Raw genomic sequence first — 19670 nt, 5'->3', positions numbered from 1 at the left:
TTAATGATTGTTTATTAGTTCCTGAAATAAGTTTTCCCATTGACGTCCGATATACTCTATTTTGAAACGTTGAACATTCTCTTTCGCGAGTTTTCCCATTTGCCTTCGTTCTTCTTCATGTTCAATTAAATAGCATATTTTTTCGGCTAATTGTTCAATGTTTCCATTTTCTACTAGAAATCCATCTTGATAATCGTGTATGATATCTTTTGGACCACATGGACAAGTAAATGCAACAGGTGGTACACCACATGCCATTGCTTCAATAATTACCATACCAAATCCCTCGTATCGGGAACTTAAAACAAAAATCGAACTTTCCATGTATTTATCTGTAATATTTGCGACTGAAGGCTCTAAAATACAAGTTGTTTGTAAATTCAAGGAATTTATTTGATTTTGTAATTCTTCACGCATACCATCTCCATAAATAGATAAAGTCCAATCAGGGTGTTTTGAAGATATAATTTTCCAACTGTTGATTAATAAATCGAACCCTTTTTGGGGAACATATCTTCCCACGGCGATAATTTTTTTGTTTGTACAGGAAGATGATTGTTTCGGGTAGAAAGATAGGGGATTATGAATAACCGAGATATTGTTTAATTCTGTCCATTTTTCTTTATCTTCTTCGCTGAGTACAATGAATTTCTGGAGTTTTTTTAATTCTTTGACAAGTTGTTTCATCCATAGAGTACCAATTATTTTTTGAATACCTTCGGGAAGATTGTTATTTTTAAAATCTCGATAATTCGCTTTACTGAAATGAATTTCGCCTATCTTGATACTACCATCGTTAATCTTATTGATGAAATTAATTTCACGGCGAAGTAAGGAAATCGTGATGTCCGGTTGTATATGTTTTAGACAATCGGTTAATTTGCGTTTGAACAATTTTTGTTTTTGAAAATATCCGAATATCTTTTTTATCGGAGAAACTACATACAGTTGGTCAAAATTTATATCAAGTTGGATAATATGGATATTTGGTAACAGAGAGTAGTACGGGGGGGTATTCTTTCCTTCGGTAAGAATAATATATACATCATATTTATCCGGTTGTGCTGCCAGATAATTTGCCTTTAGGGTAAGGACTCGTTCCATACCACTGGGATAATGTAGCCCCGGTATACAGTAAGCTATTTTCTTTTTCATATAACAGAATCAATAACTTTTTTCATTTGGTTATTCCATGAAAGCGATTGGATAGAATTTCTTATACCCTGCGGAGTTGTATGCAGTTGCTTGTAAAATGTGAGAAGTTTTTCTATATCCACTGCTTCTTCATTTGCGGGGATTTTCAAGATATAAGGCATGTTTTCAAAATCTTCATCTATTTCAGAATAGATAAACGGAATCCCTCTTGCTGCGTATTCTCTGTTTTTAAGGGTTTTGATATTCGTGATTCCCGTTCTATGGCGTCCTAGACTACCGATACCCAAGTCGCATTGTTCGAAAAGTAGATCAAGAGTTTCTCCGTGTTGTTGTCCGTGAAGAATAACATAGGGTTCTAGGTGATTTTTTTTAATAATCGGGATACATTCATCCCGTTCCCGTTGTCCGGTAAATTCTCCTACTATATGAAAATATACCTTATATTGAACTTGTGTAGCATAATAAATAGCTAATCCTTGTAGTAAACGGTCATATCCGTGCCAGTAATGAATTTCGGCAACCCCGATCAAGTGAATTTGGTACGATGTGTCATTTATTTGTTTTTTCACTGAAATTTCATTGAAATCTATTCCGTTAGAAAGCTGTAATGTCGGTACTCCAAATATGGTCTTATAGTTAGAAAATGTAATGATTTGATCTAAATATTTTGCAAATTGTTTCCTGAAACATTTATCTAGGAATAATTGTAATTTCATGAAAGGAACGATATATTCTTGATCGTACGGGTATGTCGGAATTTCCATAACAATACGTATTCCTGCCTTTTTCATTTTGCGTACTAGTCTAATCGTAAAAGGATTTGCATTATGCCCGGAGCGAATATATATTAATTCAAAGTGATTTTTAATAGCATAATTTGCGATAGAATTGTACTCGAAGCGTTTATATAGTTTTCCCCTTAAACCGTTTCCATAGTCTACTAAAACTTGGTGGTCTATCATGCGACGTTTTGTCCCTTGTTCATCTGTTAAATAGCAAAGATGAGTTTCCATGCCATTTGCTTTAAGTGCTTGTACTTGATATTGAATTTTTTTACTAATTCCATTAGCCTCCTGAAATCCATGAAAAATAAGGAATAATGTTTTCATATTTTAGATTTTAATAGCTTTAATAAATTATATTCTTTCGTGGCAAGAATATAGCTAACGCCGATAGTTATAAAGATACCACCTTTTATGAGCAAGTTGATTAATTGCGGAGTGTTGTCTATAACAGGTGTTATTATATATAATGCTAGAAATACAATTCCGGCGAGTAGAAGTGGAGAGAATAATTGCTTCCCAAAATGAATTATCGTGCGTTGGAATGTGATGTAATACATTTGCATATAGCATTGTAGAAAACTGATTGAAAATGTTATTGTAATACACCAAGATATCGCTTCAAGGGTTTTGAAAACAAAAAGACCGATGCAGATACCCGTTACATTGATTATTGAGGAAAATAACCCGCAGAAAAACAAGCTGCGTGTATCATTGGAGGCTTGGAAAATGGATCCTGATGTGGACATGATAATTTGTATTCCGACAGAAATAGATAATATCTGAAATACGGGGACAGAGGGGAGCCATTGTTCTCCGAATACAATTAATGTGATTTCCCGTGCGGAAAACCAGAGAAAGACAGATAGAGGCAATCCGATAAAAGCCAACAAACGGATGATTTTTTCGTAAGAAGTTGCCAATCGGTTTAAGTCATGTTGATAGTCTGAAAAAACAGGATGCATTACGGGGGTGATTACATGTGTGATGTTCTGTAACGGAAGCATCATAAGCCGATAAGATTTCTCGTAATAACCAAGGGCGGACATATCCATGTATCTTCCGATAAGGAGTTTGTCAAGATTCCGGCTGAAATAATTTATAATATTGAACATGAATTGGTAAGCTGAAAATTTGAATATCTTTTTCATGGATGTGATGCCCCACGTCATTTCCAATCGTTGAGGATATTTACGGTAGGATATGATAAAAAGCAAAATACTGGAAAAAATGGGGTTTATAATTAGGGCATAAAGCCCTGCTCCGCAAAGAGCCGCTATAATGGCAATCGTTCCGCCTGCTATTTGTACGCCAAGACTTCTCCACGCTATAAATTTGAAAGATTTTGTTTTGTATAGCAATGCGTTGGGTACAATGTTTGCCGATGCAAAGAATAAGTTTATGGATAGTAATTGGGTTATTGCAACCATGCTTGGTTGTTTGTAGAATATCGAGATTGGCCATGAACACAAGAAAAATAGGATTGTTAGAATTGAACCACTCCAAATTGTAAATGAAAATATGCGTGTTAAATCTTCTTGTTGGAGTGTTTTGTTCTGTATGATAGCGGGGGCAACACCCAGATCACTGAATATGCTGAAAAAAGAAATAATAACCGTGACCACTGCTACAATTCCGAATTCTTCGGGTGCGATCAAGCGAGCAAGAATTCCGGCAATCACTAGTGATATAAGGATGCCGGAGTATTTTGCAATTGCCGTGTAGAACACACCTGAAAGGAGGTCTTTTTTTATTGAAGTCATGGTCGTTGAGTTAAGTCTGTATAAGTTTGACGATAAAGTTCAGATATATATTGTAGTGAAAAATGTTGTTTGGCGTATAAATAGTTTTCTTTGCCTTTATGTGTCTGTGCCAGACTATACCCTTGGGTTAATGCCTGAACAATGGATCCCGTATTGTCAGGGGTAAATATCGGATTACCGCTTTCTTTTAAAATTTCACCAATGTTACCATAGTCAGGACCGACTACAATTTTTTTAAATAAAAATCCCAAAGGCAAGTTACCTGAGTTAAGTATTCTTTTTCGTTGAATGAACAATAGATCAGAAGCAATAATGTAATAGGGAAGAGCTTGATTACTAATAATTTTTTCATTATTGTCCGCTTGAATGGAATACAAATTACAAATGAATTTACTTGTATGATACAAGAGTTTTGAAATATATCTCTTGTATAAATTTTTGTTTCGAGCGTGTGGAGAGAAAGGTAAAAGTCGAGGAGCGAGTAAATATTTATTTTTGCATTTGAATTTCAAAAATGATTTTATGACGATGGATATTTCTTCTTTAAGTCTGAATTTGCCGAAAGCTGTTATAATAAATTTATCTGGGGATAAACCTAATTTTTCACGGGCTTCTTCTTTTGAGATATTTTCATTGTAAGTATTTTCATATATATGATGAGGAATGATCACATTATGACTTTGAGGATATTGTTGCTTAAATTCATTGTAACTGAATTGTCCCATGTGAACAATTGTATCGCAGGATGATTCGATAATGTCGTATGCGGTATATGTTATGGCATTGTAGTAATGGGGACGTGAATTATGGCGGGTGTACACAAATTTGGTACCTCGATTTTTTAAAAATGCAATTCTTTCTTTTAGTTGTTGGATTTTATGCGCATTTTGGTTATTCCAACCGATGATCTCTTCCGGCCATTGAAAATGGATAATGTCATAAAATGTATCTTCACTCCAAAATTTCTTGACAGAGCATTCTAATTCTATACCTATGGCTTGCAAACCTCTGCAAAGAATCGGGACAAACAGATTGTCAACGTTTTTATTTTCAAAAACGATCAGTACTTTCATGATGTGGTGGATTTTGATCTTGGTTCTTGAGATATTGTTCAAGTGTCAGACATTCTTTCCCTCGTATAAATCGTTGTCTTATTTTTCCTTTTATTAGGTGATAACTACTTGAACATACTTTCCTTATTTCGCTAAAAACATTACGGGGAGGAAATAGTTTTTCAACCATCGTCCGATCCCATTTTTGAGTAAAAAAAGGAAGATAATACATGTCTTGGGGGTTAATGATAAAATCAATGTTATTTTCCCATTCGTAACGATTGATCATTAGTTCCCCTTCCGTCAAGCCCAATAATTTGTAGGGTAATGATTGATAGGGCAGATAGTTGAGGAATAGTTCTCCATAGTTGTTCTTATAATTTCCGGGAACTAAATTTTTGTCGTATAAGACTAGTTTATCATCAATATCCAGAATTACCCATTTGTGTGCTTCTTTAGGAAATAGGAATTCCCCGATAAGACTAGGTGTTTCCATATATCCGCGTTTCCCAACCCGACAGATTTCTTGTATAAATGATGCTGGATTATCCACGTGTTCTAATACTTGGTTGCAAATAACATAGTCAAACTCTTTATCTTTAAAGGGTAAGTGCTCTCCATCTGCATGTACAAATTGTTGATGTGCGTATATCTTGATATCTCCGCACCGATGTGTATTATCATTCACGTACTTGTCCACAATAACATTGGAACGAAAAAAAGGATTATGTCCGGGACCGACCTCGAGTACTCGATCTTTTTTTTGTATGGATAAATCCCATCTGTCTGTTGGTCTGCGAGTTCTCATTTGGCAATAGTTTTATGGTATATACTTTCCCATTTCTTTTTTTGTGGATTATACTGTTTAATGATTTTAGCCGGATTTCCTACAGCCACAGAATAGTCTGGAATATCTTTTGTTACAACACTCCCTGCTCCGATCTGGCATCTTTTACCAATATGGACTCCTGCGACAACAACGGAATTTGCACCAATATGGGATTCTTCGTCAATGATAACTTCTTTTTTTACTAGAGGTTGTTCGTTAGAATCTCGGGAACCGTCTTCATATCCATGGTTGAAACCAGAAATAAATACATGTTGTCCTAATCCAACTTTATTTCCCAAACGTACAGGACCTATGAGGACAGAGCCGATGCCAACACGTGCGTGGTTTCCTATAATAACATTGCCAGCTCCGTTATTTATTGTAGTAAAATCTTCCACGAGAGCTTCTTCGCCAACAGAGAATTGATTCCACGGGAAAACATCAATTCGGGATCTCCGTCTTCGAATAATTGCGCCCTTCCCCTTTTTGTGTATAAAGGGATTGATAAATAATCTGATCCAAAAGCGAGGTTTTGGATGATTGGCTGGAGTAATTAGCCACATGACAAATTTCCTAATTGTTGTTTTCTCTTTTAAGATTGTTTTGATTTTGTCAATCATGCGCCAATGTTTTATAAATCCTTTATTCCATAATCATCTGAATACCAAAAATCTTTCGGGGAGTTTATCCCGAAATCATTCTTGAGACCACCGTAAAAATCTTGTAAGATACTTATGTCTGGTCCATTATTAGCTTCAATGACAACTGGACCGTTTACGGTATATGCAATATCCCAACCGATGTATTTTATATCACTAAATTTGAAAGCGATATTTTTAGTAAATTCAATGATTTCATTCCAAAAAGGGATGCGGAAACCTTCGAATTTAAAATTAGTATAGGGGTGAAATAGAAATTTGTCTTGGTTGTTTGATAATGCATATTTATAAAGTTCTCCGTTGTCGGGTACAATCTTCGTGTATAATCCACCCGATGTTGCGTTATCTATTTCCATTCCATGGTGTCCCATTCTTAATAAGACGAACAAGATTTTTATATCAGAATTATTGATGTATTCCGTTACAATTCTAAATGTGTTTATAGAGTGCGGGTAGATTTCATTCATGATCGGATGTTGTCTTAATCCTATTTGGATGATGTAATCTTGTAGAGTGATTTTATTTATATACTCCGGATTTATGATTGAATTATCTTGCTTGTTGATAAATACATTATTCTCGATTTTACTGAATATATGAATATCCATACCGCCAACTCCGAATCTGGGTTTAATGAAAATTTTATCAGCATCTGTTTTTTGAATGATGGCAAAAGCTTCTTGCGGAGTGATAATATTTTGGTTATCGTCTAAAAATGAATTATTTTTCGTGTAGAGAATTGTTTTCGGCTGATTTATTTTTAATCCTTGACAAATAGTGTAAAAGAGAAATTTATCCTCACAAAGTGTATTCCTTTCTTTGAATGATTTGGGATATAGCAAATAATAGGCAAAATAATCAGGGATATAATTTTTCATTTCAATTATATTCAAATTGCAATCAGCTCGATACATGCTATATCGGAAATATTGTATAGGATATACTTTCCAATATTTCCAAAGTTCATTCATTTCTTTATGAATTCTTTTAGGTGTCTTTTTCTGTGTACAGTTATGATATTGCTCGATATAATAATTGTTTTTTAGCTGAAAATAAAGCCTATGTGACTTTTCAGAGCTCTTTTTTATAAAAAAATATAATGTTTTTTTTACGAATGACATGACGATAATGGTTGTGTTGTTAATTATTCAGTCGTTTACTCTGTTCCAAAATATTAATGATTTGTTGTTCGGCATTGGTCTTTATTTTGAATTCAACTCGCCGTGAGCGTTCTTGATTTTCAGTCTGATCGTTATTGTGTATAAGTTTACTGGAAGACAAACCGTTAGCAGTTAGTCTGTTTTTTGTCCAAATGAATAGTTCTTCATCCTTTATTTGGGATAACACGTATTCCAAAACTTTACGTGTCCTGTCTTGAGAGAGTTCCATGTTGTTGAAATAAGCTTGTCGGGAAGAGGATTCTCCCTGCCATTCACTGGAAGTATGTCCTTCGATACGAATTTCCTCAATATACTTTTTGTATTTTGTGTCAGTCAGGATTTGTATAAAACGAGGGAAAAAACTGTCTAGGATGCCTTTAAAATGATTGTTCAATTCTGCACTTCCCACTTTAAATAGAATTTCGGGATTCTCGAAACGGATGGAAAGAGTTAATGAGTCCAGAACTGCATTCCAAATCTGGAGATTCTTTGCGAATTCCTCCTTTAAATTATGAGTAATTTCCACTTGTGTTTTTTCATACGTCTGTGCTATGGAGGTTATTTGATTATTTTTTTGACTTACACTTCTCATGTACACGATGGAAATAAAAAGAAAGATAATCATGAGTACAGACATCAAATCCGAGATTGACATCCATTGGTTTTCTTCTTTTGATGATTTAAATATCTTCATGATTTACAAATAGATGGTTTATTCACTGTCATTCATTTTTTTGTAAAGAGTATCATGATCTATGGATAGTTTTTTAACAATGGTCATTAACGTTTTGGTAAACTTCTCCAATTCAGTTAATTCCCGCTCGTATTTTTCTTCCATTCGGGTCAGTTGCGAATTCATTTGTTGTTCGGAACCTTTTATGAAATCGCCGAATGATGACACTTGCTCCATGAAAGCATGACTCTGTTTCATGTTCATGTTATTGGTTTTTCCCAAGAACGTTTCGATATTCTTGTTCGTTTCTTCCAGTTTTAAAAGTGTATCACGGAGTTGTTCCTGCATGGTTTGCGTGAACTCTTGGGCATGTGCCATGTATTGCAATTGTTGTTCTTGTATATCGTGTATTTTGAGAATCGTTTGATTTATTTGTTCTGATACCTTGTTATCCAAACGGGCGATGACCATTTGTAATGTTTCAGTAAGGGCTTCCGTGTTTAAAGAGAGTTCCCGGGAAGTTATTTTCAAAAGATTATCATTTAAGGATTGGAAGTTATCTCCCAAACGTTCGTTTGATTGCTTGATTACTTGAATAAATTCATTGGAATCTGCAGTCTTCGTGTTTTTCTCGATGTTTCCGAGTAATTCGAATAATTGTTTATCCGTGAATTCTTCTTGGTGCTCCTCTTCTTTCTTCATCCCATAGACTGTGGGAGTAAGTTTAAGCAATAAGGATGCTAACATTCCTGCGATAGAGGTCAGAAATGCTGTTTTCAGTCCTTCCAATAATTGAGGAATGGAAAGGTCTATTTGTTCGACATTAAAAAGCCATAAACCATACATGATTCCCCCGAAAGTTCCGAGTAGCCCTAGGCTGACCACCGTAGAACTTAGTAGCTGGATGTTAAACCACTTCCGTCCAATGTATGGGAATAGAAATATAGCTAGCGAGCTGATAATGGATATATAGTCACTCATGATCTTGCTTTTTAATAGATTGATATACTTTTAATAACTGTTCCGCCGTATGTTGCCAAGAGAATTGTTTAGTCCTTTCCAGTCCATAGGCGATTTGTTGTTCACGATACCCTGCATCTTGTTCCAGTTTCAATATCTGAGCGGCAATTGCGTCGGCATCCGTCGGGTCTACCAGTATTGCGCCTTCTCCTGCGACTTCGGGAATTGCGGAGGTGTTGGACGTGACGACCGGAGTACCGCACGCCATTGCTTCCAACAACGGAATCCCGAAACTTTCCCGCAATGACGTGTAAAGGAATATTTTAGCGCCATTGTAAATTGCCGGAAGGTCAGAATGAGTGATATACCCGGGGGAATAGAGCATAGGTTTTATTTCTTCAATTCCTTCCTGTTTTAATATCTGATGGATGACTTCTTCTTTTAAATCTGCGATCAACAAAGGGAGAGGATTTGAAGATTGTTTCACGTAAATGCTATATGCTTTTAGTGTGCATGGAGTATTCTTTTTCGGATCGGTGTTACCGAGGAAAAATAAATATTCTTTAGCAGGTATATATTTTTTCGTGACGGTATAAGTTTCTTTCAAAGGATGGAAGCGGTTACTAAAACCGTTATGAATGGCGATAATCTGTTCTTCCGGCAGATGTAATGTTTCACGAATCCTGTTGCATTCGAACTGTGATACGGTGATGATTTGTTTGCATTTTGCCAATACGCGGGGAACAACAAAACGGCGATAATACCAGCCCATATTCTGGTACATGGATTTATTGTTGTGTGCCCTTTTTTCAAGGAAAATGATATCATGCAACGTGAGAACAAGTGGCGCCGGACAGAATAAAGGGGCGGTGTTGCTTGTGCAGTGTATGATATCCGGTTTTATCTCGCGTATAGCCGAAGGCAAGGCGACTTGTTCCCACAAGGGATAAGTCGGGCATTTTATTTCGACAATATGGACATTGTCCGATGCCTGTAAGCATCGGTCTTCTCCGGGAGCGACCAGTATATAGTACTCGTTCTCGTGATCAGTCTTCTGTAGTTCTCGAATTGTTTCGAGAGCCACGAAATCCATCCCGTGTTTATTTGTCCGAAAAATCCGTTGTGCTTCAATTGCTATTTTCATGGGCATAATATTATAGGGTGGAAGAACCGTTTTTTTCGGTGGTGACAAACTTTTTATTCATGCCTTTCATCCGGAATAAATTAGCTACCATCATGATAAATAACAGGGGGAGTTTGTTGATTGATTTTTTGAATTGCTCATCAACGAGTTTATCCGGTATGGCGAGGCATAGCGTGATGCCCATGACGAGAAACAATCCCCACCATTTCAGTGCAAGCGGCCAATCTACAATTTGCATAACGCATCCCATCACGATAATTCCACCAAACAAAATTAGGCGAGGGGGGAGCATCCATTGAATCAATTTATCGCTATAATCGATATTTCCGGTGATAATAGCTTTCGGAAGATCCTTGAAAACACGTCCCCACTGGGCGAATTGGGTAGCCAACCAGCGGCGGCGCTGATTGTAGAAGCCTTTTTCTCCTTGAGTTTTCTCGTCATACACGTATACCTCGTCCAAGTATTCTATAAAAATTCTTTGTTTAAGTAGTAGAATTTCCAACTCTTTATCCTCGCCCGCGGTAGATAGATATTTGACATTGTCATGGAACCATTGGTAATTGAAAGCCATTCCGGAACCGATGAGGGCAGAGGAAACTCCTAATCTTACATGTCCGCGACGGAAGATGGAATTATTCACTTCTTCACTGAGGCCATCCAACACGGCAATTTCCGTGTTGCGGTTTTTAGCTGTCCTGTGTGCCTGAATGGCTTGTATCCCGGCATCAAAGACTTTGTTTATTTCTTGTAAGAAATTTGTATCGACAACATTGTCTGCATCCAGAATCACGACAATATCAAATTCGTCCTGTCGGAAGTGATTCATGGCAAAATTAAGCGCTTTCGCCTTGGAACTTTCGGGATAGTCTGCCTTTAGTAAGGTGATCGGGAGTTGTGATAAACGGTCATTGGTTGCCTCTTGCATGTGGTCGGATATAACAACCACGTCATAAAGTTCCCGCGGGTAGTTCTGTTTTAGAAAAGATTCCACGACGGATACGATTATCCGGTCTTCTTTGTAGGCGGGAAAAAGTATGGCAAATCGATGTTGTTTCTTTGCTTGCGGGTAATATGATTTTCTTGTCCCCAGAGAAGCAAGAGAATATATTAACGGATACGCCACGGCAATGCTTGCCAAAATCCAACATATATATTCGAATAGATATAAGATTTCCTGAATATTCATATTATTCCCTTTTATGTTTTAAACGAAAAAAGTCTACACACCCTTCAAAAATAGCTCTTGCTTGTGCCGATTTTGCATGTAGTAAATTTACGACAATATTTTTGAAATCAGCAATTAGAAGCTGATAGATTAACGAAATAAACAATGTTCTCCCGTGTCGGTTTCGCCACGTGTATAACAGACGATTGCGGGTGAGATAGTAGGTCTTTAACGGACTGTCTTTTCCCGTGCTGCAACTTTCTTTGTGGTATATCGTGCAACGGGGTTCATACCGGAGTTGATACCCGTGATTCCGCATCCGGGTACACCAATCCATTTCTTCATAGTAAAGGAAATAGATTTCTGGCATCAATCCGATGTTTTCTATTACTTCACGTTTTACTATCATGGCTGCTCCATGAAGAAAATGGGTTGCTTTCGGAACGTCAAATTGACCTTTATCCGGTTCATTATAACCGATAGCCCGGTTGCGTAATGTATATTTGCTTAACGGGGTGAATCCCGCGAATTGTATGTTCCGGGGCGGAAAGGCAAATTTGATTTTCGGACTTACGGCTCCGATGTCTGATGAACTCATCAGTGTTTCATATAAATAGACCAAACTATCGTCAGATACAAGCGTATCGTTATTCAGCAGGAAGATACATTTTCCTTTTGCAACACAAATACCTAAATTGTTACCCCCAGAAAAGCCTAGATTCCGTTCACTGCGGATGCTCTGAATGTATGGGTATTTTGCCTGCAATATTTTTGCCTCATTCTGTACTGACCCATTATCCACGACAATGACCTCGTACGAACATTTTTGAGGGTTTTGTTGTAGGGATTCTATTAATTGCTCTGTCTCTTGTAGACCGTTGTAATTAATAGTAACAATGGATATATCAGGCTGTTGCTTCATGCTCGGCTAATTCTTTATCATAATAGGGTGCAACAAACAGGAATACAAATAAAATATTGATGAGGATTCCATTGGGATAGGTTGTGATATCATTCGCGTAAGCTGCTACAAATACTCCGGCAAGTCCTGCAATGATTGAGAATAAAATGTTTCTCAGTTGTTTGTCTTTAACGATAAACATGGCGATATATGAGGCTCGTATAAAAATGATTACTAATAGCGAAAGATAGAGTGAGATGCCGATGATTCCCGTTTCGATCCAGTACATCGTAAGTAAGGAATCGGGTGGCAATTCCGATAGTTTATCATTTACATCGAAACGTTTAGAACGTTTCCCGCTTAATCCTAATCCGATGCCAAAAGGTTTATCTCGCATTAAAGGTATCATTCTTGTTTTGTTCTCCCCTCTAACTTTAAAAGAAGCGTCCTCTTTATTGAAAGTTGAACGGACCCGTCGGATTAATGAATTACTATTGCCAATTGTCGTTTGTGTTAAGAATAAAATAACAATAACAAATAAACTACCGGCGATGAGTAAATTTTTGATACTTCGGCACAATATAGTGTAGATACATAATCCTGCTAGAGGAACAGCTACAGCGCTTCGTGTTCCGGATATCATTAATCCGTATAATGATGCAAGTGCAGTTAGCCAAAATAGGCATTTCGCCCAACGTGCTTTGACGAAGAAACCAGAAATCCCGAATATAGTCATTGAGAGTCCCATGGTAATGCCAAAATTGGCGGCATCGGAAAGAAACGAGAAATAGCGTATCCCCGAATAAATGATATGAGTTTTGGCACCACCTTCTACAAATAACCAATATAATTCAGCCCCATCAAAACCATGACTTTTTTGCCAGTATCCTTTGAATGCAGCAAATAGAGATAAAATAGCCCATATAATTAACAGCCAGTAAAAATTCTTGAAGCGACGGAAAAGGACTGGAATAATAATGGCACTGATTAATGGGAAAAGGGCATATCCGTTTATAGCAATAAACCATGCATCTGTAACTGAATATGGATTGAAAAGTTCAAATAGGCAATAGAGGAACCATATCGCCCATAAGATAGTCAAGAGATTGAAACTACGTTTCCATTCGTATGTTTGAAAAATGTTTTTGAGAAAAAGGATACATCCGATGCCAAGTGTAAGTCCTAGCATTATCATACCGGTTTTCATTGGGAAATATCTGCTGATACCTGATATGATGTAATTTATAATAAAAAAAGCATAGAAATAATATTGTTTTTGACTAACTCTTGCTGTAATTATAGCTAGTAAAGGTAAACAAGCAAAAAGAAGAGTTGGAATGATTCCACCCTTCAACGTTAGTAGATATATAGCGCATAAACCGATAATAAATGCGACCGTGGTTATATAGGACGAGCCATTTTTAAACATTACGTGACGGTTTATCATTTGCCGTTAATCCCAATTGGGCTAATCTGTATAATAATTTGCGGAAAAAGCTATAAGGTGGCATCAATCCGTTTATATCCTCGGCAGCATCTCGTTTCGTGTAATTCAAAACTAAAAACAGTGGTGTTTTATTACACATTTCTCTTGTCCGTTCAAATAATTGTTGGTCTGTATTTTTCCAAGTACGTCTGGAGTCTACAACTTGTAAATTCAGACTGACATTTTGTAAAATATTTGCTGTTAATGCTGCGTCTTTTAATGAAGGATATTCCACGATAATGATTCTGTCTTTCAGTGTTGTTTTTTCCGGATTATCCAATTCTTCCAAATTTAAAGATTGGATAAAAGATTGAGCATCTGTTTGAAATTCGTTTTGCCATGATAATTGCGTTACATCAAAACCGCGATCAGTAAATTGTTGAGCGATTTGTTCCATTATATAACTTTTCCCTTCTCCCGGTTCGTTACTGATCAAATTAATGATATTACTTTGGTCCGGTTTGAAATAAGTTACTGAGGAGTTACATAATGTTTGGGTTGAAAGTGTTGTGTACGTTTTATTATACCTTCTGGCAGCGAAAGATAATTGGCGGGTGAAAACTCCTAGAACTTTGCTTCCTGTAAGCTGTTCGGCCTTGAAAACATTGTGTAAAGTGTGATCCAATATTTCAATAATCAAGAAAAAGAATATCGTGAATATTAAGGCTGCAATATAAGCTCCGATAGTCAATAGTTTGTGTTTACTTGCAGTCGTAGAAACTAAAGGATAATAAGGAGCATTCATCACTTTTAAACTTGCAGAATTCATTTGAATACTCTTTTGCTTTAATAATGCTGCATTTAAAGCATCTAATATGGCCATATATTTTCTTTCGTTGATGTTTACTACACGCTCTTTACGTGTTAGAGTTGAACCGATTGGAGCAAAATGAGAATATTTCTGAGCCATATGTATTTTCCGCAGATTTAATACTTTTAATTCAGCTTCGGCTTTTTTATACGAGATAACTTGTTTCAACCATTCTTCTATAACACTTGCATTGGATATACCCTCTTTGCTGTATTTAAGATAATCCATCTTTTCAAGAGCTTTTGATAAAGCTCGTTTGTGTAGTTCTAATTCTTGATTGAGCGAATCGATTGGAACTCGTGATATGGTGTTATCCGGGTAGTATTTTGCTATAGCGAGTTTTTCATCGATTTCGCTGATTTTATTATTGTGGAAAATAAATGAACTATTATTTTGAACAATCTCAGAATGTAACTGCATTCTTTCTTCTAATTCCCTTTTGATACTATCAGAAACATTGTATTCGTTCAGAGATTGCCAATATTGTAGTTCATAATCCCGATTTAATGCAGCAACCGCTTTTGTTTCTTCTTCGTAATTGATAACTTGCTTTTTAACTCGATAATTGGTGAGAGTATCTTCTGCGTTTTGGAGATCCTTGCCAATAATTGCTAGTTCTTTCCGGAAATATTCGATAACATGATTTGTTTCGCCAAAACGTAGTTCTTGGTATTGTTTGTTGAATTCATCAATCAATATAAGTAGTGTTTGGTAGACAATTCCGGGATCATTTGAAGAATATGAAATTGAGAGTACGTCGCTGTTACCAATACGTTTGACATCTATTTTTTGTAATGATTCACGATTTACGTAAGGGAGATTCCATTGATATATTCCATACACGTAATTCGAGGGGTCATTTGTTTCGTAAGCGAGTAGATTTTCGTATGTGCGCTGTTCGTTAATCGAATCTTTTTCGGAACTCTTGTCTATCAAATGATGTATTGAAGCTCCGCGGTCATGTAAGTATCGGTAATTGGAAGCATTTACATACGTATTATCTTTATTGGGATCCCCGTATACCATGATTCGGGCATATAAACGTAAGGATACTTGTTTTAATGTTTGATCGGAAGTAATGATATTGAGTAAATTATCCATCATACTGCCTTGCGTGTAGGAGGTTGTGGTAATTCCACTTTCAGATAGAATATTTACACCTGTGATAATACCCGTGTATATGGAACAATTTGCGGTATAGTTGCGTGGTGTTTTATTGGTTTTCCAATAAACTAATAGCGCAACGATAACGGGTGCAATAAGTAACCAAAAACGAATCCGGTAAAAGAATTTGATAAAATAAGTGATATATTTCATAATTATTTATTCCTAAATTGCATATTACTAATTATTTCCAACTTCAAGAACATGATATTAAGTTGACTAATAATTTTTTCATATTCTATTTTAGCATCTTTTTGAGAACCTTTGAGATCACTTAGTAATCTGTTCTTGTTACCTTTGTCATTAATATAATCCAATTCTGCAACTTTGTATTCTGCGTTATATAGAGTAATGGTTTCCGTTGCTAACTTTAGTAGTCTTAGTTGATACTGAATACCGCAGTATAATTCAATAATTTCATTTTTAATTAAATTGAATTCAATCTGTTGTGTGTATTCGATATTCTTAATAACTTCTTGCTGTTTTTTTACCGTGGGGCGATGAGTGAATAGTTTGTCAAAAGGAATGCTGATATTTGCCCCGACAGACCAACTGCTTTGAGTCGCTCCCGAATAAACTGTAGTTAATGGAGTGTATTGTGTTTCTTGGTCAGTGTAAGTACCCAGAATACCATAATTATATCCTGCACGCACGGAAAAGTACTGCCACCAATCCCGCTTTGCTACTTTCAAATCGTTGCGGGCAGCTTCGATGGAGGCTTGTATTGCTTTTAGACGAGGATTTTTCTTTGCGCTTTCGAATAGGGTATCCAATGGAGGCAGTTGATAATTGATGAATTCATTGGTTGTTAATGTCTGTGGGATGAATCTTGTGGGATTTGGCACAGAGTCCGTTGTTTGCCTGTTTTGTCCCAAGCAAACAAGGTTTAAAAATAAAAGACAACCGATGATAATATATTTCGTGTCCATCTTGCTAAAACGTTGTTAATTACACATTCTCTTTCTGCACAAACGCCGTGCATGTTCTGCAAATAATATTTATGTCAGTCCAGAACGAAAAGTCCCGGGCATATTTTATATCCAATTGTTTTCGTTCTTCGGCGGATAAGGCTCCTTGGTCGCCTCGTTTTTCGACTTGCCACAAACCGGTTAACCCGGCGGGAGCCATAAAGCGTTCGATGTATTCGTCCGTGGTTAGTAATTCCGCCTCGTACAGGGGGAGGGGACGATTTCCCACGATAGACATATCTCCTTTCAGGATGTTGATTAATTGCGGGAGTTCATCGATACTGTATTTCCGGATAAAGCGTCCGACTCTGGTGATACGCGGGTCGTTCTCGAATTTCACGAAGGCGTTTTTCCGTTGTGTACGGCGATTCTTTAACAACTCTTGTTCGGTCGTGATAAAATCATCGGCAACCAAGAGTGTGGTATCGTTCGTTGCGGTAATATTTTGAGTGTTTGGCTGTTCTTCCGCGGATTCTTCCCGGTATTGATTTAAAGCTTGAAATTCTTTCAGTCGTTTGTCCGCATCCATGTACATGGAACGGAATTTTAAGAAGTCGAATATATCGTAATTACTCCCCACTCTTTTGGATTTGTAAACGATAGGGCCTTTACTTTCCAACCGTATCGCGAGAGCGGTCAGGAGCAGGAACGGGGAGAGGCACAGGAGCGCGATGGTCGAGAACGTGATGTCAAAAATCCGTTTCCATAGAGGAAGTTTGAATCTGCGGGGACAACTGTTCTTTTTTGCCGTTTGGTAAAGTTTAAGTTTCGGGAGAAAAGCCAACGTGGTTTGGATATCTTCTGCCGAAGAATTGATATCGATGACTTCATTCGCTCCCGCCTGCAAATATTGCGGGATGTATTCTTTCACGACTTTATCCGTGAGAAGAAGTATGTATACATCTTTCACGTTGTTGCTTACCGTGGCTTCCAACCATTGGAGGTCTTGTTCTTTGTTCCGGGATTCGATGAAGATGTACACGGGGGAATCTTCGTGCCTGTCTTGTTTGTTTATAAACAATATCGTTTTAATGGGGTTACTGAAAACAGTAATCTCATTTTCCAGATTCTCGGATATTCTTTTTATCCAATCCGGATTTTCCCCGATATAATAGGCATACATGCTGTTATCTCAATAAATTCCGGACTCTGATTTTTAATTCCTGCGGATTAAAAGGCTTTAGCACGAAATCAGAAGCCCCTGCTTCCAGTAACTCGATCCGATCGTTACTACTCTCCAGACTGGATAAGATAATGACCGGGATAAAGTTGAACATGGAACTGGCTTTCAGGTGTTTCAGGAATGTCTTTCCGTCCATTTCCGGCATATTGACATCGGAAATAATCAGATCCGGAATATTCCCGGCGTGCATCCATGCTAGTGCTTCTATCGGATTGCTTTCCGAGTGCACATCATAGTCTTTGGATAATTGTATTGTGATAACTTTCGCTATTTCAGGCTTATCATCAACAATTAAAATACTCTTACTCATAACAAACGCTCTCTCTTTTTGATAATACAAATATACAACATTACTACGACATAGAGCAGTTTTTGCTAGTTTTATGTATTAAAAACTTATTTTTTTGAATATTCATTCGTTTTATATTTCGAACGAGGGAAAATGTGATGCCATGACACGGGTAACAAGAGGTGGAAAGTTAAAAACTATCGTCGGAAAGATGCCATAAAAATGAATTATAGTTTGTACATTTGTGGCTGTAATTACGTGCGTTATTTAAAATATGATGTGTATGAAGATAAATCCAGCTGAATATAAAATATTGGTTGTGGATGATGTTCAGTCAAATGTTTTATTATTGAAAGCATTGCTTGGACGTGAGGGGTTTAATATTATTTACGCCATGAACGGGACGGAGGCTTTGGAGAAGGTGAAGAGTGAGTCCCCGGATTTGGTTTTATTGGATGTCATGATGCCGGACATGGACGGGTTCGAGGTAGCGGGACGCTTGAAGGTGGAACCGTCACAAGCCGAGATACCGATTATATTTTTAACCGCTTTGAATGATTCCGCCAGCGTTGTGAAGGGTTTCCAACTGGGCGCGAATGATTTTATTTCCAAACCGTTCCGCAGGGAGGAATTACTGATTCGTGTGGAGCACCAGCTTTCTTTGGTGGATGCCCGGCGTATTATTCTGAGACAGACGGAAGAGTTGAGAAAGACTATTGCCGGACGGGATAAACTCTATTCGGTTATCGCTCATGATTTGCGGTCGCCTATGGCATCGATAAAGATGTTGTGTAATACCATCATGATGAGCATCGAACCGGGCTCGGTTCCCCAAGATGTATTCGAGATGCTGGAAATGGCGAATAAGACTTCCGAGGAAGTGTTCTCGTTGCTGGATAATCTTTTGAAATGGACGAAGAGTCAGTTGGGCAAGTTGTCGAATGTACCTCAGCCGATCGACCTCGTGGGGCTTGTTGACGGCGTGATCGAGGTGTTTAAACCGATCGCCGAAAGTAAGTCAATCGCTTTGGCATTAGAACGTTCAATCGAGAGTGTCGAGGTCGTGGTGGATGTAGAGATGATTAAATCGGTCGTGCGTAATTTGATTTCTAATGCTATAAAGTTCAGTCATAAGGATACGACAGTTACAACACGTGTTGAGACAAGAATGGACGAGAGAAACGGGCTGAACGAGGTCATAGTGATCGTGTCAGACAAAGGATGCGGGATAAAAGAGGAAGATCAGCCGAAATTGTTGAACGAGGCAACTCATTTTACCACGTTCGGAACGAATAGCGAAGAAGGTTCTGGTTTAGGCTTGTTGTTATGCAAGGACTTTGTGGCTAAAAATAACGGGCAACTCTGGTTTACATCGAAACCCGGTGCGGGATCTGATTTTTGCTTCTCGTTACCGTTAAAGTGATTTTACCACGGTTTAGTCGCCTTCGGCGAGTTGCAGGTTACAGGTTGCATTTGCCTTCGGCAAGTTGCTTCTCTAGCGTTCAAGACTGTATTTTAGTTCC

18 protein-coding genes are annotated in these 19670 nt (G+C 37.4%); 1 reads left to right on the top strand and 17 read right to left on the bottom strand.

All coding sequences use genetic code 11. The features are described 5' to 3' along the window. The 17 genes from ACK8P8_RS09615 to ACK8P8_RS09535 all read right to left on the bottom strand — a co-directional run bounded on the left by ACK8P8_RS09615 (position 1) and on the right by ACK8P8_RS09535 (position 18168). The gene (locus ACK8P8_RS09615; RefSeq protein WP_369858808.1) at positions 1 to 1155 is read right to left on the bottom strand and encodes a glycosyltransferase family 4 protein; all 1155 of its coding nucleotides are present in this window, start codon (positions 1153 to 1155) and stop codon (positions 1 to 3) included. Continuing rightward, a complete protein-coding gene (locus tag ACK8P8_RS09610; protein WP_369858807.1) occupies positions 1152 to 2264 on the bottom strand; it encodes a glycosyltransferase family protein in 1113 nt (370 codons plus the stop codon). Before ACK8P8_RS09610 ends, ACK8P8_RS09615 begins: the two co-directional genes overlap by 4 nt. Beyond that, positions 2261 to 3700, bottom strand: a complete 1440-nt coding sequence (locus ACK8P8_RS09605) for a lipopolysaccharide biosynthesis protein (protein WP_369858806.1) — start codon at positions 3698 to 3700, stop codon at positions 2261 to 2263. Before ACK8P8_RS09605 ends, ACK8P8_RS09610 begins: the two co-directional genes overlap by 4 nt. Further along, positions 3697 to 4773: a glycosyltransferase family protein gene (locus ACK8P8_RS09600; protein ID WP_369858805.1), complete on the bottom strand. Its 1077-nt coding sequence runs from the start codon at positions 4771 to 4773 to the stop codon at positions 3697 to 3699. Before ACK8P8_RS09600 ends, ACK8P8_RS09605 begins: the two co-directional genes overlap by 4 nt. After that, on the bottom strand, positions 4751 to 5560 hold the full coding sequence (locus ACK8P8_RS09595; RefSeq protein ID WP_369858804.1) for a class I SAM-dependent methyltransferase: 810 nt from the start codon (positions 5558 to 5560) through the stop codon (positions 4751 to 4753). Before ACK8P8_RS09595 ends, ACK8P8_RS09600 begins: the two co-directional genes overlap by 23 nt. Continuing rightward, entirely contained in the window at positions 5557 to 6201 is a 645-nt protein-coding gene (locus ACK8P8_RS09590; protein WP_099293568.1) for an acyltransferase, read from the bottom strand. The genes ACK8P8_RS09595 and ACK8P8_RS09590 overlap by 4 nt, the downstream gene beginning before the upstream one ends. Positions 6202 to 6212: 11 nt before the next feature. Further along, positions 6213 to 7118 carry a sugar-transfer associated ATP-grasp domain-containing protein gene (locus ACK8P8_RS09585; protein ID WP_369858803.1) on the bottom strand — a complete coding sequence of 302 codons (906 nt, stop codon included), beginning with the start codon at positions 7116 to 7118 and terminating at the stop codon, positions 6213 to 6215. Positions 7119 to 7380: 262 nt separating this feature from the next. Then, positions 7381 to 8094 (bottom strand): OmpA/MotB family protein, encoded by a 714-nt coding sequence (locus tag ACK8P8_RS09580; protein WP_369858802.1) that lies wholly within the window; start codon positions 8092 to 8094, stop codon positions 7381 to 7383. 18 nt (positions 8095 to 8112) lie between these two features. Beyond that, entirely contained in the window at positions 8113 to 9054 is a 942-nt protein-coding gene (locus ACK8P8_RS09575; RefSeq protein WP_369858801.1) for a hypothetical protein, read from the bottom strand. Continuing rightward, a complete protein-coding gene (locus ACK8P8_RS09570; RefSeq protein ID WP_369858800.1) occupies positions 9047 to 10177 on the bottom strand; it encodes a glycosyltransferase family 4 protein in 1131 nt (376 codons plus the stop codon). Before ACK8P8_RS09570 ends, ACK8P8_RS09575 begins: the two co-directional genes overlap by 8 nt. A gap of 10 nt (positions 10178 to 10187) precedes the next feature. After that, on the bottom strand, positions 10188 to 11366 hold the full coding sequence (locus ACK8P8_RS09565) for a glycosyltransferase family 2 protein (RefSeq protein WP_186976356.1): 1179 nt from the start codon (positions 11364 to 11366) through the stop codon (positions 10188 to 10190). A gap of 1 nt (position 11367) precedes the next feature. After that, positions 11368 to 12267, bottom strand: coding sequence for a glycosyltransferase family 2 protein (locus ACK8P8_RS09560; protein WP_186976357.1), 900 nt, complete (start codon positions 12265 to 12267; stop codon positions 11368 to 11370). After that, on the bottom strand, positions 12251 to 13675 hold the full coding sequence (locus ACK8P8_RS09555) for an O-antigen ligase family protein (RefSeq protein ID WP_369858799.1): 1425 nt from the start codon (positions 13673 to 13675) through the stop codon (positions 12251 to 12253). Before ACK8P8_RS09555 ends, ACK8P8_RS09560 begins: the two co-directional genes overlap by 17 nt. Then, positions 13668 to 15860, bottom strand: a complete 2193-nt coding sequence (locus ACK8P8_RS09550) for a GumC domain-containing protein (protein WP_369858798.1) — start codon at positions 15858 to 15860, stop codon at positions 13668 to 13670. The genes ACK8P8_RS09555 and ACK8P8_RS09550 overlap by 8 nt, the downstream gene beginning before the upstream one ends. Before the next feature lie 2 nt (positions 15861 to 15862). Next, positions 15863 to 16636, bottom strand: coding sequence for a TolC family protein (locus ACK8P8_RS09545; protein ID WP_369858796.1), 774 nt, complete (start codon positions 16634 to 16636; stop codon positions 15863 to 15865). 19 nt (positions 16637 to 16655) lie between these two features. Next, positions 16656 to 17798 carry a sugar transferase gene (locus tag ACK8P8_RS09540; protein ID WP_186976361.1) on the bottom strand — a complete coding sequence of 381 codons (1143 nt, stop codon included), beginning with the start codon at positions 17796 to 17798 and terminating at the stop codon, positions 16656 to 16658. 4 nt (positions 17799 to 17802) lie between these two features. Next, positions 17803 to 18168, bottom strand: a complete 366-nt coding sequence (locus tag ACK8P8_RS09535) for a response regulator transcription factor (protein ID WP_099293550.1) — start codon at positions 18166 to 18168, stop codon at positions 17803 to 17805. A 256-nt stretch (positions 18169 to 18424) separates the two neighbouring features. Between ACK8P8_RS09535 and ACK8P8_RS09530 the strand changes: the two genes are divergently transcribed. Next, positions 18425 to 19570, top strand: coding sequence for a hybrid sensor histidine kinase/response regulator (locus ACK8P8_RS09530; protein WP_099294679.1), 1146 nt, complete (start codon positions 18425 to 18427; stop codon positions 19568 to 19570). Positions 19571 to 19670: the final 100 nt, after the last annotated feature.

Source organism: Butyricimonas muris, from assembly GCF_046365375.1.
GTDB lineage: Bacteria > Bacteroidota > Bacteroidia > Bacteroidales > Marinifilaceae > Butyricimonas > Butyricimonas muris.
This window is presented reverse-complemented; position numbering and strand designations above follow the sequence as displayed.

Coding starts and splice junctions, on each gene's coding strand:
- ACK8P8_RS09615 (WP_369858808.1), bottom strand. CDS start 1,155: ATGAAAAAGAAAATAGCTTACTGTATACCGGGGCTACATTATCCCAGT.
- ACK8P8_RS09600 (WP_369858805.1), bottom strand. CDS start 4,773: ATGAAAGTACTGATCGTTTTTGAAAATAAAAACGTTGACAATCTGTTT.
- ACK8P8_RS09530 (WP_099294679.1), top strand. CDS start 18,425: ATGTGTATGAAGATAAATCCAGCTGAATATAAAATATTGGTTGTGGAT.
- ACK8P8_RS09585 (WP_369858803.1), bottom strand. CDS start 7,118: ATGAAAAATTATATCCCTGATTATTTTGCCTATTATTTGCTATATCCC.
- ACK8P8_RS09595 (WP_369858804.1), bottom strand. CDS start 5,560: ATGAGAACTCGCAGACCAACAGACAGATGGGATTTATCCATACAAAAA.
- ACK8P8_RS09535 (WP_099293550.1), bottom strand. CDS start 18,168: ATGAGTAAGAGTATTTTAATTGTTGATGATAAGCCTGAAATAGCGAAA.
- ACK8P8_RS09580 (WP_369858802.1), bottom strand. CDS start 8,094: ATGAAGATATTTAAATCATCAAAAGAAGAAAACCAATGGATGTCAATC.
- ACK8P8_RS09560 (WP_186976357.1), bottom strand. CDS start 12,267: ATGAAGCAACAGCCTGATATATCCATTGTTACTATTAATTACAACGGT.
- ACK8P8_RS09550 (WP_369858798.1), bottom strand. CDS start 15,860: ATGAAATATATCACTTATTTTATCAAATTCTTTTACCGGATTCGTTTT.
- ACK8P8_RS09605 (WP_369858806.1), bottom strand. CDS start 3,700: ATGACTTCAATAAAAAAAGACCTCCTTTCAGGTGTGTTCTACACGGCA.
- ACK8P8_RS09590 (WP_099293568.1), bottom strand. CDS start 6,201: ATGATTGACAAAATCAAAACAATCTTAAAAGAGAAAACAACAATTAGG.
- ACK8P8_RS09575 (WP_369858801.1), bottom strand. CDS start 9,054: ATGAGTGACTATATATCCATTATCAGCTCGCTAGCTATATTTCTATTC.
- ACK8P8_RS09565 (WP_186976356.1), bottom strand. CDS start 11,366: ATGAATATTCAGGAAATCTTATATCTATTCGAATATATATGTTGGATT.
- ACK8P8_RS09570 (WP_369858800.1), bottom strand. CDS start 10,177: ATGAAAATAGCAATTGAAGCACAACGGATTTTTCGGACAAATAAACAC.
- ACK8P8_RS09545 (WP_369858796.1), bottom strand. CDS start 16,636: ATGGACACGAAATATATTATCATCGGTTGTCTTTTATTTTTAAACCTT.
- ACK8P8_RS09555 (WP_369858799.1), bottom strand. CDS start 13,675: ATGTTTAAAAATGGCTCGTCCTATATAACCACGGTCGCATTTATTATC.
- ACK8P8_RS09610 (WP_369858807.1), bottom strand. CDS start 2,264: ATGAAAACATTATTCCTTATTTTTCATGGATTTCAGGAGGCTAATGGA.
- ACK8P8_RS09540 (WP_186976361.1), bottom strand. CDS start 17,798: ATGTATGCCTATTATATCGGGGAAAATCCGGATTGGATAAAAAGAATA.